Source organism: Nonomuraea sp. NPDC059023, assembly GCF_042740095.1.
Lineage (GTDB): Bacteria > Actinomycetota > Actinomycetes > Streptosporangiales > Streptosporangiaceae > Nonomuraea.
In genome coordinates, this window is the sequence record NZ_JBHYIO010000023.1 from 36,981 (window position 1) to 50,550 (window position 13,570).

Here is a 13,570-nt window from a genome sequence, read left to right on the forward strand (position 1 = left end):
GTAACCTCAAAAAAGGCCGTAACCTCAAAAAGCGGGTGGCAGTTTCATCAAACGCACCACAGCGGCGGTGTGGCGGCCCAGGCCGAGCAGGATGGCCGCGCGCAGGTCGTCGGGGGTGTCGACGTCGCGGCGGACCGAGTCGATGCCCGTGAGCTCCAGCTCCTTGGCGCCACCGGCCAGATGCTTGGCCCGCGACTCGCCGCCGAAGCGGGGGGTGAACGGGACGCCGGGCCGTACGCCGTAGAAGGTGGTGCCGACGTCGAGGGCGTCGGGCACGAACGCCTGGTCGTGGTCGGCCGCCGCCGTCAGCACCGCGGCCAGCTCCGTCGGCCGCAGCGTGGGCAGATCGGCCTGAAGGGCGCCGACGGGCTCGTGCGGCGCCAGCCGTACGGCATGGGCGGCGCCCGTGCGCAGTGCGGTGTTGAGGCCGCGGTCGGGATCGTGCACCACCTCGGCGCCGAGGGCGCCGAGCGGACCGGCGGCGGCGGGATCGGCCGTCACCACGACTACCCGCGCCACGAGCGGGCAGGAGAGCGCCGCCGAGACGGTGTCGCAGGCGACCGCGACGGCGAGCCGGGTGCGGTGGGGACCCGTGGCGGCGGCCAGCCGGGTCTTCGCCGCGACCAGCGTCTTCACCGGGATGACCAGTGACCAGCGGATGCTCATAGGCTTAAGTCTCGTGCCTCGACATCCCGTGCGGCCAACCGGGAGACTTGAGACGCATTCCGTACCTGTTGGAGGAGACCATGAGCCGCCCCGTGCGACCATCGCGCTTCTGGGAAACCCTCGCGGTGGTGATCGTGAAGCCGCTGTCGTGGCTCCTGGTCAAGAAGGACTGGCGGCACGGCGAGCGCATCCCGCGCACCGGCGGCATGATCATCGCCACCAACCACCTGTCGTGGGCCGACCCGGTGCTCCTGGCCCACTTCCTCTACAACAACGGCCGCTGGCCGGTCATCCTGGCCAAGGCCGGGCTGTTCAAGGTGCCGGGGCTCGGGGCGGCGGTGCGCGGGCTCCTGGCCATCCCGGTCCAGCGAGGCAGCAGCGACGCGGCCAAGTCGCTCAGCTACTCGGCTGAGCGGCTGCGGGACGGCGCGGTCGTGCTCTTCTACCCGGAGGGCACCGTCACGCGCGATCCCGGCCTGTGGCCGATGGCGGGCAAGACCGGCGCCGCGCGCCTGGCCCTGGAGAGCGGCGCCACGGTCGTCCCGGTGGCGCACTGGGGGGCCCAGGAACTGCTGCCCTATGGGGAGAAGCGGCCCCGGCTGTTCCCGCGCAAGACCTTCCGGGTCTCGGTGGGGCCGCCGGTCGACCTGTCCAAGTACGCGGGCCGGCCGGCACACGCCGACGTGCTGCGCGAGGCCACCGCCGACATCATGGCGGCGATCACCGTTCAGCTCGCCGAGCTGCGCGGCGAGAAGGCTCCGGAAACTCCCTTCGACCCCGCCGGGCGGTGAACGCATGACCAAGACCGCTGTGTTCGGCACCGGATCGTGGGGGACCACGTTCGCCATGATCCTGGCCGAGGCGGGCAACGAGACGGTGCTCTGGGGGCGCAGGCCCGAGCTCGTCTGGGCGATCAACTCGACGGGGGAGAACCCCGACTACCTGCCCGGAATCACCCTGCCCGCCTCGCTGCGTGCCACGGACTCGGCGGCCGAGGCGCTGGACGGGGCCGACTTCGTGGTGCTGGCCGTACCGTCGCAGACTCTGCGCGGGAACCTGGCCACCTGGCGCGAGCACATCCCGGACGGCGCGGTGCTGGTCAGCCTGATGAAGGGCATCGAACTCGGCACCACCAAGCGGATGAGCGAGGTGATCCGCGAGGTCGCCGGCGTGCCGGAGGAGCGTGTGGCGGTCGTCTCAGGGCCCAACCTGGCCAAGGAGATCGCCCAGCGCCAGCCCGCCGCGACCGTCGTGGCCTGCACCGACGAGGCCGTGGCCAAGCGGCTGCAGGACGCCTGCCACCTGCCGCCGTGGTTTCGCCCATACACCAATCTCGACGTCGTGGGCGTGGAGCTGGGCGGCGCGGTCAAGAACGTGATCGCGCTGGCCGTCGGCGTCGCCGTGGGCATGGGCATGGGCGACAACGTGGCCGCCATGATGATCACCCGTGGGCTGGCCGAGATCTCCCGGCTCGGCGCGGCGCTCGGCGCCGACCCCCACACCTTCTCCGGCCTGGCCGGCATGGGCGACCTGGTGGCCACCTGCACCTCACCGCTGTCGCGCAACCGCACGTTCGGCGAGAACCTGGGCCGCGGCATGACCCTGGAAGAGGTGATCGCCGCGACGCGCCAGACGGCAGAAGGCGTCAAGTCCTGCGAGTCGGTACTGGAGCTGGCGCGCAAGCACGACGTCGAAATGCCGATCACCGAGGTCGTCGTGGGTGTCGTGCACGACGGCATGTCGCCCAGGGAAGCGGGGATGTTGCTGATGTCGCGCTCGCCCAAACCCGAGCGTTACGGCGTCTGAGCGGCTGTCTCCGGTAGATTCGGACACCATGAGCAAGCCACGCGTCGCCGTCGTATTCGGAGGTCGCAATTCCGAGCACGCCGTCTCCCTCATGGGGGCGGGCAGTGTTCTGGACGCGATCGACAGGACCAAGTACGAGGTGATCCCGATCGGGATCGCCCAGGACGGCAGGTGGGTGCTCGCCACAGGCAGCCAGCGCTTCGCCATCGAGGCGGGCGAGCTCCCCGTGGTCGACACCTCGGGGGCCGCGCTCGCCCTGCCCGCCGACGGCGGTTCGCTGGTGGCCTACGACCCCGGCAGCATCCCGGTGGAACTGGGCTCCGTCGACGTGGTCTTCCCGGTGATGCACGGCCCGTTCGCCGAGGACGGCACCATCCAGGGACTGCTGGAGATGGCCGGGGTCCGCTATGTCGGCTCCGGTGTGCTGGCCAGCGCGGTCGGCATGGACAAGGCGTACATGAAGACGGTCATGGCCGCCGCCGGGCTGCCCGTCGGCCGCTACGTCGTCGTACGCGACCGCGACTGGCGGCTCGACCGCGACCGGGTGCTCAAGGAGGCCGAGGAGCTCGGCTGGCCGGTGTTCGTCAAGCCGGCCCGCGCCGGCTCCTCCCAGGGCATCTCCAAGGCGCACGACCGCGCCTCGCTGGAGGCGGCCGTCGAGGCCGCCCGCGCGCACGACCCCAAGGTGCTCATCGAGGCCGCGATCGTCGGCCGCGAGATCGAGTGCGCGGTGCTGGAGTCGCTGGACGACGATCCCCCCGCCGCCTCGCGGCCCGGCGAGGTACAGATCGAGGGCGGGCAGGCGTTCTTCGACTTCGAGGCCAAGTACTACCCCGACCAGATGTCGCTGACCGTGCCCGCCGACATCCCGGCCGAGGTGGCAGAGGAACTGCGCGCCATGGCGGTGCGCGCGTTCGAGACGCTGGAGTGCGAGGGCCTGGCGCGGGTCGACTTCTTCTACACGGCCGAGGGCAAGCTGATCTTCAACGAGATCAACACGATGCCCGGCTTCACCTCGCTGTCGGTGGCGCCGCAGCTCTGGGCCGCCTCCGGGCTCGACTACCCGGCGCTGGTGGACCGGCTGGTGCGGCTGGCGCTGCGCCGTTCACCCGGTCTTCGCTGAGGTGACCCGGCCGATCGCCCCGGACAGCCGCGCGAGGATCTCCGGGGCGACGTGCCCGGCCGCGATCGTGGTCTCGACATAGGCCACGTCGGTGATCGCGGTGAACAACGTGCTCCGGTCCGGGTCGGCGAACCAGCCGACCCCGTCGATCTCCTGCAACTGGTCGGTCGGCGCCATCCTGGCCGGCCGTCCGACGCCGCAGCGCACCGCGATCTCGCCCTCGCCCCAGACGGCGACGTAGGGCGACTCTGGGCTGGAGGTGGTGCGCTCCTTGCCGCCCAGCGTCTGGGGCAGGAGCGGGCCGAGCTTGGCGCACGCCGTGGCCGCCGCACCCTGCGGCGCGGGCGGTTCCATCTGTACGGCGCCGCCGCATCCGGAGACAACCAGCAGGACGAGGAGGACGGCGGCGGCGCGCATGAGGGAAAGGCTCTCTGGCTCTAGATGTGGACGATCGGGCACGTAAGAGTACGTGTGATTCCCTCCACCGCCTGAATCTGCGCCACGACCAGTTTGCCGAGCTCATCGACGTTGCGGGCCTCCGCGCGCACGATCACGTCGTAGGGGCCGGTCACGTCCTCGGCCTGCGTGACCCCGGCGATGCCGGCGATCTCGCGGGCCACGGTCGCGGCCTTGCCCACTTCGGTCTGAATAAGGATGTAGGCCTGCACCATGACGTCCTCCAGGGCGAATTGGATCAGCGCCGAAGGGCCACCGTACCCTTTCCCGGCCGGTGTGCGGGAGTGTGGCCGGTCGCCCGGGTTCGCACCTGCGTGACCCGGCGTGTCCTGCGTGTGATTCAGCATACGTAGGCACCCTGGCGGGCAGGTGAAGCAGGCCTCCACATACCGTGTTTGCACAGGAGGTGCACCATTAGAGTCGGAAATTTCGGTGAGTTTAGGGTTATATCCCGAATCTCCGGACAGTTGCCCCAGGGGCCCGGCGTACTGCTCGGCCCCGGAGACGACGCGGCCGTCGTCACCGCGCCCGACGGCCGGGTCGTCGTCTCCACGGACCTCCTCGTGGAGGGCCGCCACTTCCGCCGCGACTGGTCCTCCGGCTACGACGTCGGCCGCAAGGCCGCCGCCCAGAACCTCGCCGACATAGCCGCCATGGGCGCCACCCCCACCTCCATGGTCGTCGCCCTGGGCATGCCCGCCGACCTCCCCCTGTCCTGGGTGGACGAACTGACGCTGGGCTTCCGGGACGAGTGCGCCCTGGTCGGCGCGTCGGTAGTCGGCGGCGACCTGGCCCGCTCCGACACAGTGGTCATAGGCGTAACCGCCCTGGGCACCTTGTCCGGCCAGGCCCCGGTAACCCGCTCCGGCGCGAAGCCCGGCCACCTGGTCGCCATATCCGGCCGCCTGGGCCACGCCGCCGCCGGCCTGGCCCTCCTGGAATCCGGCCACCTCCCCACCCCCGAGCCCACGACCCCACCTGCTGCCACCCCCGCTCCCACGAGCCCACCCACTCCCGGGTCCACGACCCCACCCCTCGCCACTCCCGCCCCCACTCCGTGGGCCGCCAACACATCACCCTCCGCCCCGGACCCCACCGAACCCGCTTCCGAGCTAGCGGATCCGGCCTCCACCCCCAAGGGCGACGCCTCCGCCGCCGCGGCCTCCGCGCCCGCCACCCCCGGCTCCACGTCCACCGGCTCCGCGTCCACGGGCACCGGCTCCTCTGTTCCCGGTGTTGCGGGGTCGGGGCGTGCCGGCGCTTGGTCGGCCGGCTCGGGCTCGCGTGGCGCCGCTTCCCATGCGGTTGTGTCCGGGGAGGCGGGGGCTGGAGCGGTGGGGGTGGAAGGGCTGTTGCTGGAGGCTGTGGAGGGGCATCGGCGGCCTCGCCCGCCGTACCGGAGCGGGCCTGAGGCGGCGCGGCTCGGGGCGAGCGCGATGATGGACGTCAGCGACGGCCTCCTCCAGGACCTGGGGCACATCGCGAAGGCGAGCGGCGTGCGGATCGTGCTGGATCCGGCCGCGTTCGCGGTGGACGAGCCGGTGCTGGCCGCCGCCAAGGAACTCGGGGCCGACCCGCTCGACTGGGTACTGGCCGGGGGTGAGGATCACGCGCTGGTGGCGGTGTTCCCTCCGGAGGTACGGCTGCCGCCCGAGTGGCGAATCGTGGGCCGGATCGAGGCGGGCGAGGGCGTCACGGTTACGGGGCGTGACGATGGACCACGGGGTTGGGACCACTTCCAGGGATGACTTGTCCCGTTTTACGTAAAATTTTCAGGGAATGAGTAGTGACTCCCGTGAAAGCTGTGACAAAGGCGTAGTAAAGGTGTTATGAAGATTGGCGGCCACTGTAACCGGCAGAAAGGGCAGCCATGGGCCGCCACGGCACAGGTGGATCCGATGACGGCAGTGATTGGGGGATGAGCAGGCCGGACGACTCACAGGAGGAGGACCTCAGGTCCACCACCGATCCAGCCGCCGCCTGGTCAGCAGCCCCGGATCCTTCGGCCACCAGCTCCTTCTTCGCCATCAACGACCAGGAACCGGGCTGGCCGGCACCCCCGGACCAACTAGAGGTCACGGGCCAATGGTCCCCACAACCGGGCACCCGCCCCGGCCACCCCACGGGCGACCCCACGATGGGCCGCCCCGGCGCGGACCCGATGGCGGGCCACCCTGGCATGGACCCGATGGCAGGCCGCCCCGGCATGGACCCGATGGCAGGCCGACCCGGCCCCGGCCCGATGGACGGACCCGCTCACACGGGCCCGATCCCCGGAGGCGCGGGCATGGGCGCCGCATCAGGTCATCCCGGCACAGGCTCGACACCCGGCTATCCCGCCGGTGACCCCACGATGGGCCACCCTGGCGCGGACCCGATGGCGGGCCGCCCGGGCATGGACCCGATGGCGGGTCGCTCTGGCGTGGACCCGATGGCGGGGCGGTCCGGGGGTGGTTCGGTGATCGGGGCCTCTGGGACGGATCCGTTCGAGACCACCGGGGCCTTTACCCGTCCCGACGCCTTCGACGGCTTTCAGGGGGCGGCTCCCGGGCAAGGGCCCGCCGGGCGTACCCCTGAGCCGTTTGAGACCACGGGGGCCTTCGCTCCGCCGCCTCAGTCCTCCGCCCCTGGACCTTTCGATCGGTCGGTAGGTGGCGGGGTCTTTGAGCGGCCGCACGACGAGACCCAGCGCTTCGGCGAGCGGCCCGGGAGCGACGGGAACACGGCGGCCTTCCCGTCGGACCCCTTCGCGGGGCAACCCCCAGCAGCGGGCCAACCGCCTCTCGCGGGCCAACCCCCGGCCGCTGGCCAACCGCCGATCGCGGGGCAGCCGCCCTTTGCGGGGCAGGACGGCTCCGGTCCCTTCCCGGGCCAAGGGCGTCCCGCCTCGGACCCGTTCGCGGCGCAACCGCCGGATCCGTTCGCGGCCCAGGACGACGCCACGGCGCAGCACACCGGCCCCCAGCCCTGGGACACCGGCGGCATGCCGCCCGAACCCGGCGACATCAAGGTGGCCGGGTCCCCGACCGTCGTCTCGCCGATGCCCGCCTGGGCCGAGAGCAATGACGGCTTCCTGGGTTCTGGCTGGTCGTCCGAGGGTGACCTGCCCCAGGAACCCCAGGGCAAGAGCAAGCGCGGCCGCCGCAAGCCGCCGCCCCGTGGTGACGACCTGCCCGGCGGGCCGCCGTCCGGTGGCAGGGCGCGGGTGGCGCTGTTGTCGGTCGCGGCCGTGGCCGTGGTGCTCGGCGGTACGGTGGCCGGCGTCAAGATGATGGGCGCCTCCGGCGAATGCAAGCAGGGGAGTTGCGCGGCCGTCCAGCAGTCGGGGAACAACGGCCAGCCCGTTCCGTCGGTCAGCGATCCGGGTCCCGGCGAGGGGGAACCGGATGAGGAGCAGGTGACGGAAGAGCCCGAGGAGGCGACGCCTTCGGAGTCGAAGCGGCCGACGCCGACGTTCAGCGCGCGTGCGCCCCGCCGTACCCCGACTCCCAAGCCCACCCCGACCAAGACGAAGCAGAAGAAGACCACGCAGCCCACCGAGGACGCCGAGCCCACGCCGCAGTCCACGGTGACCGAGGAGCCGACCTCGGAGCCGACCAGTACGGCGGAGCCGAGCTCGGGCACCTTCCCGACCGACGCCGGGGTGCCGAACCCGCAGAACACGCAGTCCTCGGGCCTCAGGCAGGCACCGGGCGGCAGCGCGGTGAACATGCGGTTCGACGTCACGAAGCAGGGCCTCACCAGCTACCGGGCGAGTGTCGACGTGGTCAACGCCTCCACCGAGACGATGGGCGGCCTCACCGTGTCGCTGCCGGTCTCCGGCCGGGTCACGGACGTGGACGGCGCCGGCTGGACCCAGGACGGCCAGCTGCTGATCATCGACGTCTCCCAGTCGCTGGCGACCGGCGCGACGGCGAGCGTGACGTTCACCGCGATCGGCAAGGGCAAGGCGCCGGAGAGCTGCGGGCTGGTCGGCGGGGAGTGCTCACTCAGCTGAATGATTGGATGGGGGACATGACGGTTGTGACCCCTCCACGCGTCCTGACCGTCGCCGGATCCGACTCCGGCGGCGGTGCGGGCATCCAGGCCGATCTGAAGACCATGCTCGCCCACGGCGTGCACGGCATGAGCGTCATCGCCGCGGTCACCGCGCAGAACTCCATGGGCGTCCAGGGCTACTGGGAGCTGCCGCCGGAGGCCGTACGCGCGCAGCTCGACTCCGTGCTGGGTGACATCGGCGCGCAGGCCGTCAAGACCGGCATGCTGGCCTCGCCCGCGCTGGTCGAGCTGGTCGCCGAGGTGCTCGGCGAATACGACGCGCCCACGGTGGTGGACCCGGTCGGCGTCTCCAAGCACGGCGACACGCTGCTCGTGCCCGAGGCCGTGGAGTCGCTCAAGACGCGGCTGCTGCCGGTGGCCACCGTGGTCACGCCCAACCTCTGGGAGGTCGAGCAGCTCACGTCGGTGAAGGTCGAGGACGAGGACGGCCTGCGCCGCGCCGCCGACGCGATCCTGGAGCTGGGGCCCACCTGGGCGCTCATCAAGGGCGGCCACCTGCCGGGCGAACCCGTCGACCTGCTGACCGACGGCACCGCCGAATACCGGTTCCGCGCCGAACGCCACGACAACCGCCACACCCACGGCACCGGCTGCACGCTGGCCTCCGCCATCGCCTCCCACCTGGCCCAGGGCGAGGAGATGCCGGTCGCGGTGGCCAAGGCGAAGGAGTACGTGACCGGCGCCATCGCACGCGGCTTCCCGCTGGGCGACGGCATCGGCCCGGTCGACCACGCATGGGAATGGCGCGCACGGTCCGCTCCAACGCGCTGACGGCCGGACATCACGAAAGCCCGGCGCTCTAGGGGTGCGCCGGGCTTCTGCGAGAAAAGTTGGGTTAGCGGGTGACCTTGCCCGCCTTGATGCACGAGGTGCACACGTTCAGCTTCTTCGGCGTGCCGCCGATGACCGCGCGAACCGTCTGGATGTTGGGGTTCCAACGACGACGGGTGCGGCGGTGCGAGTGGGACACGTTGTTGCCGAAGGTCGGCCCCTTGCGGCAGACATCGCAGACGGAAGCCACGGTATCGCTCCTTAAAACAGTCGATGTAGCCCTGTCCGCTGATGCATTCCGGGCGGAGGGCATGCCGGGACAACCGGCTAGCCAGACGAGAATATCTGATCCGCACCAGTGGGCGCGAACTCAGCACTGGACGCCCCGGCGAACGGGGATATTCTCCTCCATTAACGGTAGCGCATTCACGGAGGTCGGATCGCCCACATGCAGGTCTTGGAGCCGCCCGCGGTGCGGCGTTGGTCACGGCTGGCGGCGGACTCGCTGGGCCGGGCCAGGGCGGAGATCGACGCGCTCAACGTCTTCCCCGTCGCGGACGGTGACACGGGCACCAACCTGTACCTGACCATGCTGTCGGCCGCCGAGGCGGTCGAGTCGCTGCCCGACGACGTGGACGGGGCCGTGGTCTGGCAGACCCTCTCCTACGGCGCGATGGTCGGCGCCCGCGGCAACTCCGGCGTCATCGTCAGCCAGGCGCTGCGCGGGCTGGCCGAGGTGCTGAAGGGCGGCTCCGACCTGCGGACGGCGCTGGTCAGGGCGGCCGAGCTGGCCAGGCAGGCGGTGGCCAGGCCCGTCGAGGGGACCGTGCTCAGCGTGCTGTCGGCCGTGGCGGTAGCCGTACACGATCTGGACGGTGACCTCGAAGAGGTCGCCAGGCGGGCGGCGGGGCAGGCGCGGGCGGCGCTCAGGCGCACCCCCGAGCAGCTCGACGTGCTGGCGCGCAGCGGCGTGGTGGACGCGGGCGGGGCCGGGCTGGCGATCATCCTGGAGTCGCTGGAGGCGGTGATCACCGGCACCCACACGCGGCGCTTCGAGGTGCCCGCCCCGACCGGGCGCGTGACGCCGATGGCCGAGGTGGGCGCGGGCTACGAGGTGATGTACCTGCTCGACGCCGAGGACGAGGCGGTGGCCGGGCTGCGCGCCGAGCTCGACGCCATGGGCGACTCGCTGGTCGTGGTCGGCGGCGACGGGCTGTGGAACGTCCACGTGCATGTCGAGGAGGCCGGTCCGGCGATCGAGGCGGCGCTGAAGGCGGGACGCCCGCACCGGATCAGGGTGACCTACCTCGCCGAGCGTACGCACAGAGGCGGCGCCGGCAGGGGCGTGGTGGCGGTCGCGGCGGGCGACGGGATCGCGGCGCTGTTCGAGGAGTGCGGGGCCGTCGTGGTACGCCGCGAGCCCGGCACCAGCCCCTCCCTGCCCGAGATGCTGGCCGCGATCCGTGAGGCGGGCGGCGAGGTCACGGTGCTGCCGAACGACGAGAGCGTGGGCGACGTGGCCGCCGCCGCGGCGGAGATCGCCCGCGAGGACGGCGTCACGGTCAGCGTGCTGCCCACCAAGGCCACCGTGCAGGGGCTGGCGGCGCTGGCCGTCCACGACCCGCTGCGCCGCTTCGACGACGACGTGGTCGCGATGACCGACGCCGCGGGACACACCCGCCACGGCCACATCACCGTCGCCGACCGCGAGGCCGTCACCAGCGCGGGCCTGTGCCGTCCCGGCGACGTGCTCGGCCTGATCGACGGCGACGTCGTGCACATCGGCGCCGCGCTCGACGAGGTCGCCACGCTCGTCGTGGACCGGATGCTGGCGGGCGGCGGCGAGCTCGTGACCCTCGTCACGGGCAAGGATGCTCCGGTACGGCTCGCGCCGCACGTGGAGCGGCACCTGTCCACGTCCCGCCCCGACGCCGACCTGGTCGTTTACCCCGGCGGCCAGGGCGGCTACCCACTGCTCATCGGCGTGGAATGATTCCTGTCGGTCACACGCGGTAGAACATATGACCGTGAGCCGATTCGACGAGCCGTTGACCAAGGCGCTCGACCCGAAGACAGCCAAGCTCCTGCACAGCGTGCTCGGCCTGGAGACGGTGGGCGACCTGCTGCGCCACTATCCGCGCCGCTACGCCGAGCGCGGCGAACTGACCTCGCTCGACATGCTGGAGGTCGACGAGCACGTCACCGTGGTCGGCGAGGTCACCCGCGCCATGCGCAAGCCCATGCGCAACCGCGGCGGCACCTGGCTGGAGGTCGAGGTCGTCGACGGCACCGGCAAAAAGATCTACCTGTCGTTCTTCGGCAAGGGCTCCCACGTGGCCGAGTCCCGCCTGAAGCCGGGCAGACGCGGCATGTTCGCCGGAAAGGTCGGCGCGTTCGGCTCCCGCGCCACCCCGCGCTGGCAGCTGACGCACCCCGAGTTCGAGCTGTTCGACGAGAGCGAGACCAGCGCGGAGGAGTTCTCCACCGCGCCGGTGCCGATCTACCCGGCGGGCAAGGACCTCACCCCCTGGGCGATCAGGCGCGCGATCGGCATCGTGCTCGACACGCTCGGCCCGCTCGACGACCCGCTGCCCGCCGGCCTGCGCGCCCGCCACGGCCTGGCCGACCTCGGCGACGCGCTGGTGGCCATCCACCGGCCGAAGGACTTCGGCGAGGTGCACCGGGCGCGCGACCGGCTGAAGTTCGACGAGGCGTTCGTGCTCCAGGCCGTATTGCTGCAGCGCAGGCAGGCCGCGACCGCGTGGCCGGCCAAGCCGCGTCCGCGCAGCTCCGGGGGCATGCTCGACGACTTCGACGCCCGCCTGCCGTTCTCCCTGACCGAGGGCCAGGCCGCGGTGGGCGAGGAGATCGCCGCCGACCTCGCCCTGCCCCACCCGATGCACCGCCTGCTCCAGGGCGAGGTCGGCGCGGGCAAGACGGTGGTGGCGCTGCGCGCGATGCTCCAGGTCGTCGACGCGGGCGGCCAGGCCGTCCTGCTCGCCCCCACCGAAGTACTGGCCCAGCAACACCACCGCTCCATCACCGCGATGCTCGGCGACCTCGCCACCGGCGGCATGTTCGGCGGCACCGCGGTCACCCTGCTCACCGGCTCCATGGGCGCGGCGGCCCGCCGCGCGGCCCTCCTCGACGCGGCCTCCGGTACGGCCGGCATCGTCGTCGGCACGCACGCCCTGCTCCAGGAGCACGTGCAGTTCGCCGACCTGGGCCTGGTCGTCGTCGACGAGCAGCACCGCTTCGGCGTCGAGCAGCGCGACGCCCTGCGCGAGAAGGCCGGCGGCGGCAGGCCCCACGTCCTGGTGATGACCGCCACCCCGATCCCGCGCACGGTCGCCATGACCGTCTTCGGCGACCTGGAGGTCTCCACGCTGTCGCAGCTCCCCTCGGGCCGCGCCCCGATCACCACCCACGTGGTTCCGGCGGCCGAGAAGCCCCACTTCCTGGAACGCACGTGGCAGCGCGTGCGGGAGGAGGTCGGCCTGGGCCGCCAGGCATACATCGTCTGCCCGCGCATCGGTGACCTGGAGGGCGACGAGGGCGACCTGGAGTCGGTGCCGCCGTCCGACGAGGAACGCCGGCCCCCGCTGGCGGTCCTGGAGGTGGCCGAGATGCTGGCCGAGGGCCCGCTGCACGGCCTGCGCCTGGAGGTGCTCCACGGCAAACTGCCGCCGGAGGAGAAGGACGCGGTCATGCGCGCCTTCACCCGAGGCGAGGTCGACGTGCTGGTGGCCACGACGGTCATCGAAGTGGGCGTGGACGTGCCCAACTCCTCCGTCATGATCATCATGGACGCCGACCGGTTCGGCGTCTCCCAGCTCCACCAGCTCCGCGGCCGGGTCGGCAGAGGCGGCCTGCCGGGTTTGTGCCTCCTGATCTCGGAGTTCCCCGAGGGCACCCCGGCCAGGGCCCGCCTGGACGCGGTCGCCTCAACCCTGGACGGCTTCGAACTGTCCCGCGTCGACCTGGAACAACGCCGCGAGGGCGACGTCCTGGGCGCGGCCCAGTCCGGCAAGCGCTCATCGCTGAAGATGCTCCAGTTGCTACGCGACGAGGACGTCATCGAAACCGCCCGAGCCGAGGCGGCCGCCTTCCTGGAAAAGGACCCCGCCCTGACGTCCCACGAGGGCCTACGAGCCGAAATAGCCCGCCTCCTGGCCGACGAAAAAGCCACCTACCTAGAAAAGACCTAACCCCCCAACCCCGGCCACCGGGCGCCGTGGGGCGGATCGGGACGGCATGCACGTAGCGCCAGGAAGCCCTGACAGGCGACACCACGCCCAGAGAGCAGCCAAGCCGCCGGCACGGCCAGAGGAGGCCGTGTGGGCGCTTGGGTCGTGTGCGGTGGTGGAAAGGGGCCTTGAGGGCCGGACGGCGGCCCCGGGGCGTTGAGCGGGCGGTGGGGCACGGTGGGTGGTGCACGTATGGCCGTTGCGGCGGGGACCACGTGCGACGTGAGAAGCGACCCCCACGATCGGCGGAAACCCACGATGGCGGGTGGTGGTCACCCGGCTTGCCGTAACGGCGAAAGGGCGTGAAGAAACGACGAGCACGCCGAAAGCCTGAGAAAGCGAAAAGGCCCAGCGGCGGGGACGGCCTCCCCCCGAATGCCGTCCCCGGCTGGGCCCACCCTCGGGTCAGGTGCCGAGGGATCCGGCGTGCGGAAGGGCTCAC

12 protein-coding genes are annotated in these 13,570 nt (G+C 71.8%); 8 read left to right on the forward strand and 4 right to left on the reverse strand.

Translation table 11 applies throughout. The features are described from left to right. Positions 1–24: 24 nt before the first annotated feature. Positions 25–666, reverse strand: coding sequence for a 2-phospho-L-lactate guanylyltransferase (gene cofC / locus ACFWYW_RS33800; protein WP_379612488.1), 642 nt, complete (start codon positions 664–666; stop codon positions 25–27). An 80-nt stretch (positions 667–746) separates the two neighbouring features. Here cofC and ACFWYW_RS33805 point away from each other — a divergent pair, with 80 nt between their 5' ends. Genes ACFWYW_RS33805 through ACFWYW_RS33815 form a run of 3 tightly spaced genes read left to right on the forward strand, consistent with a single transcriptional unit; the run spans position 747 to position 3,595 of the window. Further along, positions 747–1,457: a lysophospholipid acyltransferase family protein gene (locus ACFWYW_RS33805; RefSeq protein WP_379612487.1), complete on the forward strand. Its 711-nt coding sequence runs from the start codon at positions 747–749 to the stop codon at positions 1,455–1,457. Positions 1,458–1,461: 4 nt separating this feature from the next. Then, positions 1,462–2,472, forward strand: a complete 1,011-nt coding sequence (locus tag ACFWYW_RS33810; RefSeq protein ID WP_379612486.1) for an NAD(P)H-dependent glycerol-3-phosphate dehydrogenase — start codon at positions 1,462–1,464, stop codon at positions 2,470–2,472. Positions 2,473–2,500: 28 nt separating this feature from the next. Continuing rightward, complete coding sequence (locus ACFWYW_RS33815; protein ID WP_379612485.1) at positions 2,501–3,595, forward strand: D-alanine--D-alanine ligase family protein; 1,095 nt, start codon at positions 2,501–2,503, stop codon at positions 3,593–3,595. On the opposite strand, the gene ACFWYW_RS33820 is transcribed toward ACFWYW_RS33815, so the two are convergent. Together ACFWYW_RS33820 and ACFWYW_RS33825 are read right to left on the reverse strand one after the other, a co-directional pair. Beyond that, complete coding sequence (locus ACFWYW_RS33820; protein ID WP_379612484.1) at positions 3,578–4,012, reverse strand: DUF3515 domain-containing protein; 435 nt, start codon at positions 4,010–4,012, stop codon at positions 3,578–3,580. The genes ACFWYW_RS33815 and ACFWYW_RS33820 overlap by 18 nt on opposite strands. A gap of 20 nt (positions 4,013–4,032) precedes the next feature. Continuing rightward, positions 4,033–4,266: an Lrp/AsnC family transcriptional regulator gene (locus ACFWYW_RS33825; RefSeq protein ID WP_379612527.1), complete on the reverse strand. Its 234-nt coding sequence runs from the start codon at positions 4,264–4,266 to the stop codon at positions 4,033–4,035. Between the two features lie 252 nt (positions 4,267–4,518). Between ACFWYW_RS33825 and ACFWYW_RS33830 the strand changes: the two genes are divergently transcribed. From ACFWYW_RS33830 to thiD, 3 genes are all read left to right on the forward strand, one after another. Next, positions 4,519–5,799, forward strand: coding sequence for an AIR synthase related protein (locus tag ACFWYW_RS33830; protein WP_379612483.1), 1,281 nt, complete (start codon positions 4,519–4,521; stop codon positions 5,797–5,799). A 1,235-nt stretch (positions 5,800–7,034) separates the two neighbouring features. Further along, complete coding sequence (locus ACFWYW_RS33835) at positions 7,035–8,048, forward strand: hypothetical protein (RefSeq protein WP_379612482.1); 1,014 nt, start codon at positions 7,035–7,037, stop codon at positions 8,046–8,048. An 8-nt stretch (positions 8,049–8,056) separates the two neighbouring features. After that, positions 8,057–8,881 (forward strand): bifunctional hydroxymethylpyrimidine kinase/phosphomethylpyrimidine kinase, encoded by an 825-nt coding sequence (thiD, locus tag ACFWYW_RS33840; RefSeq protein ID WP_379612481.1) that lies wholly within the window; start codon positions 8,057–8,059, stop codon positions 8,879–8,881. Positions 8,882–8,945: 64 nt separating this feature from the next. On the opposite strand, the gene rpmB is transcribed toward thiD, so the two are convergent. Beyond that, positions 8,946–9,131 (reverse strand): 50S ribosomal protein L28, encoded by a 186-nt coding sequence (gene rpmB / locus ACFWYW_RS33845; RefSeq protein ID WP_049556934.1) that lies wholly within the window; start codon positions 9,129–9,131, stop codon positions 8,946–8,948. 198 nt (positions 9,132–9,329) lie between these two features. Between rpmB and ACFWYW_RS33850 the strand changes: the two genes are divergently transcribed. Continuing rightward, a complete protein-coding gene (locus ACFWYW_RS33850; protein WP_379612480.1) occupies positions 9,330–10,874 on the forward strand; it encodes a DAK2 domain-containing protein in 1,545 nt (514 codons plus the stop codon). A gap of 34 nt (positions 10,875–10,908) precedes the next feature. Next, positions 10,909–13,089 carry an ATP-dependent DNA helicase RecG gene (recG, locus tag ACFWYW_RS33855; RefSeq protein ID WP_379612479.1) on the forward strand — a complete coding sequence of 727 codons (2,181 nt, stop codon included), beginning with the start codon at positions 10,909–10,911 and terminating at the stop codon, positions 13,087–13,089. Positions 13,090–13,570 lie beyond the last annotated feature (481 nt).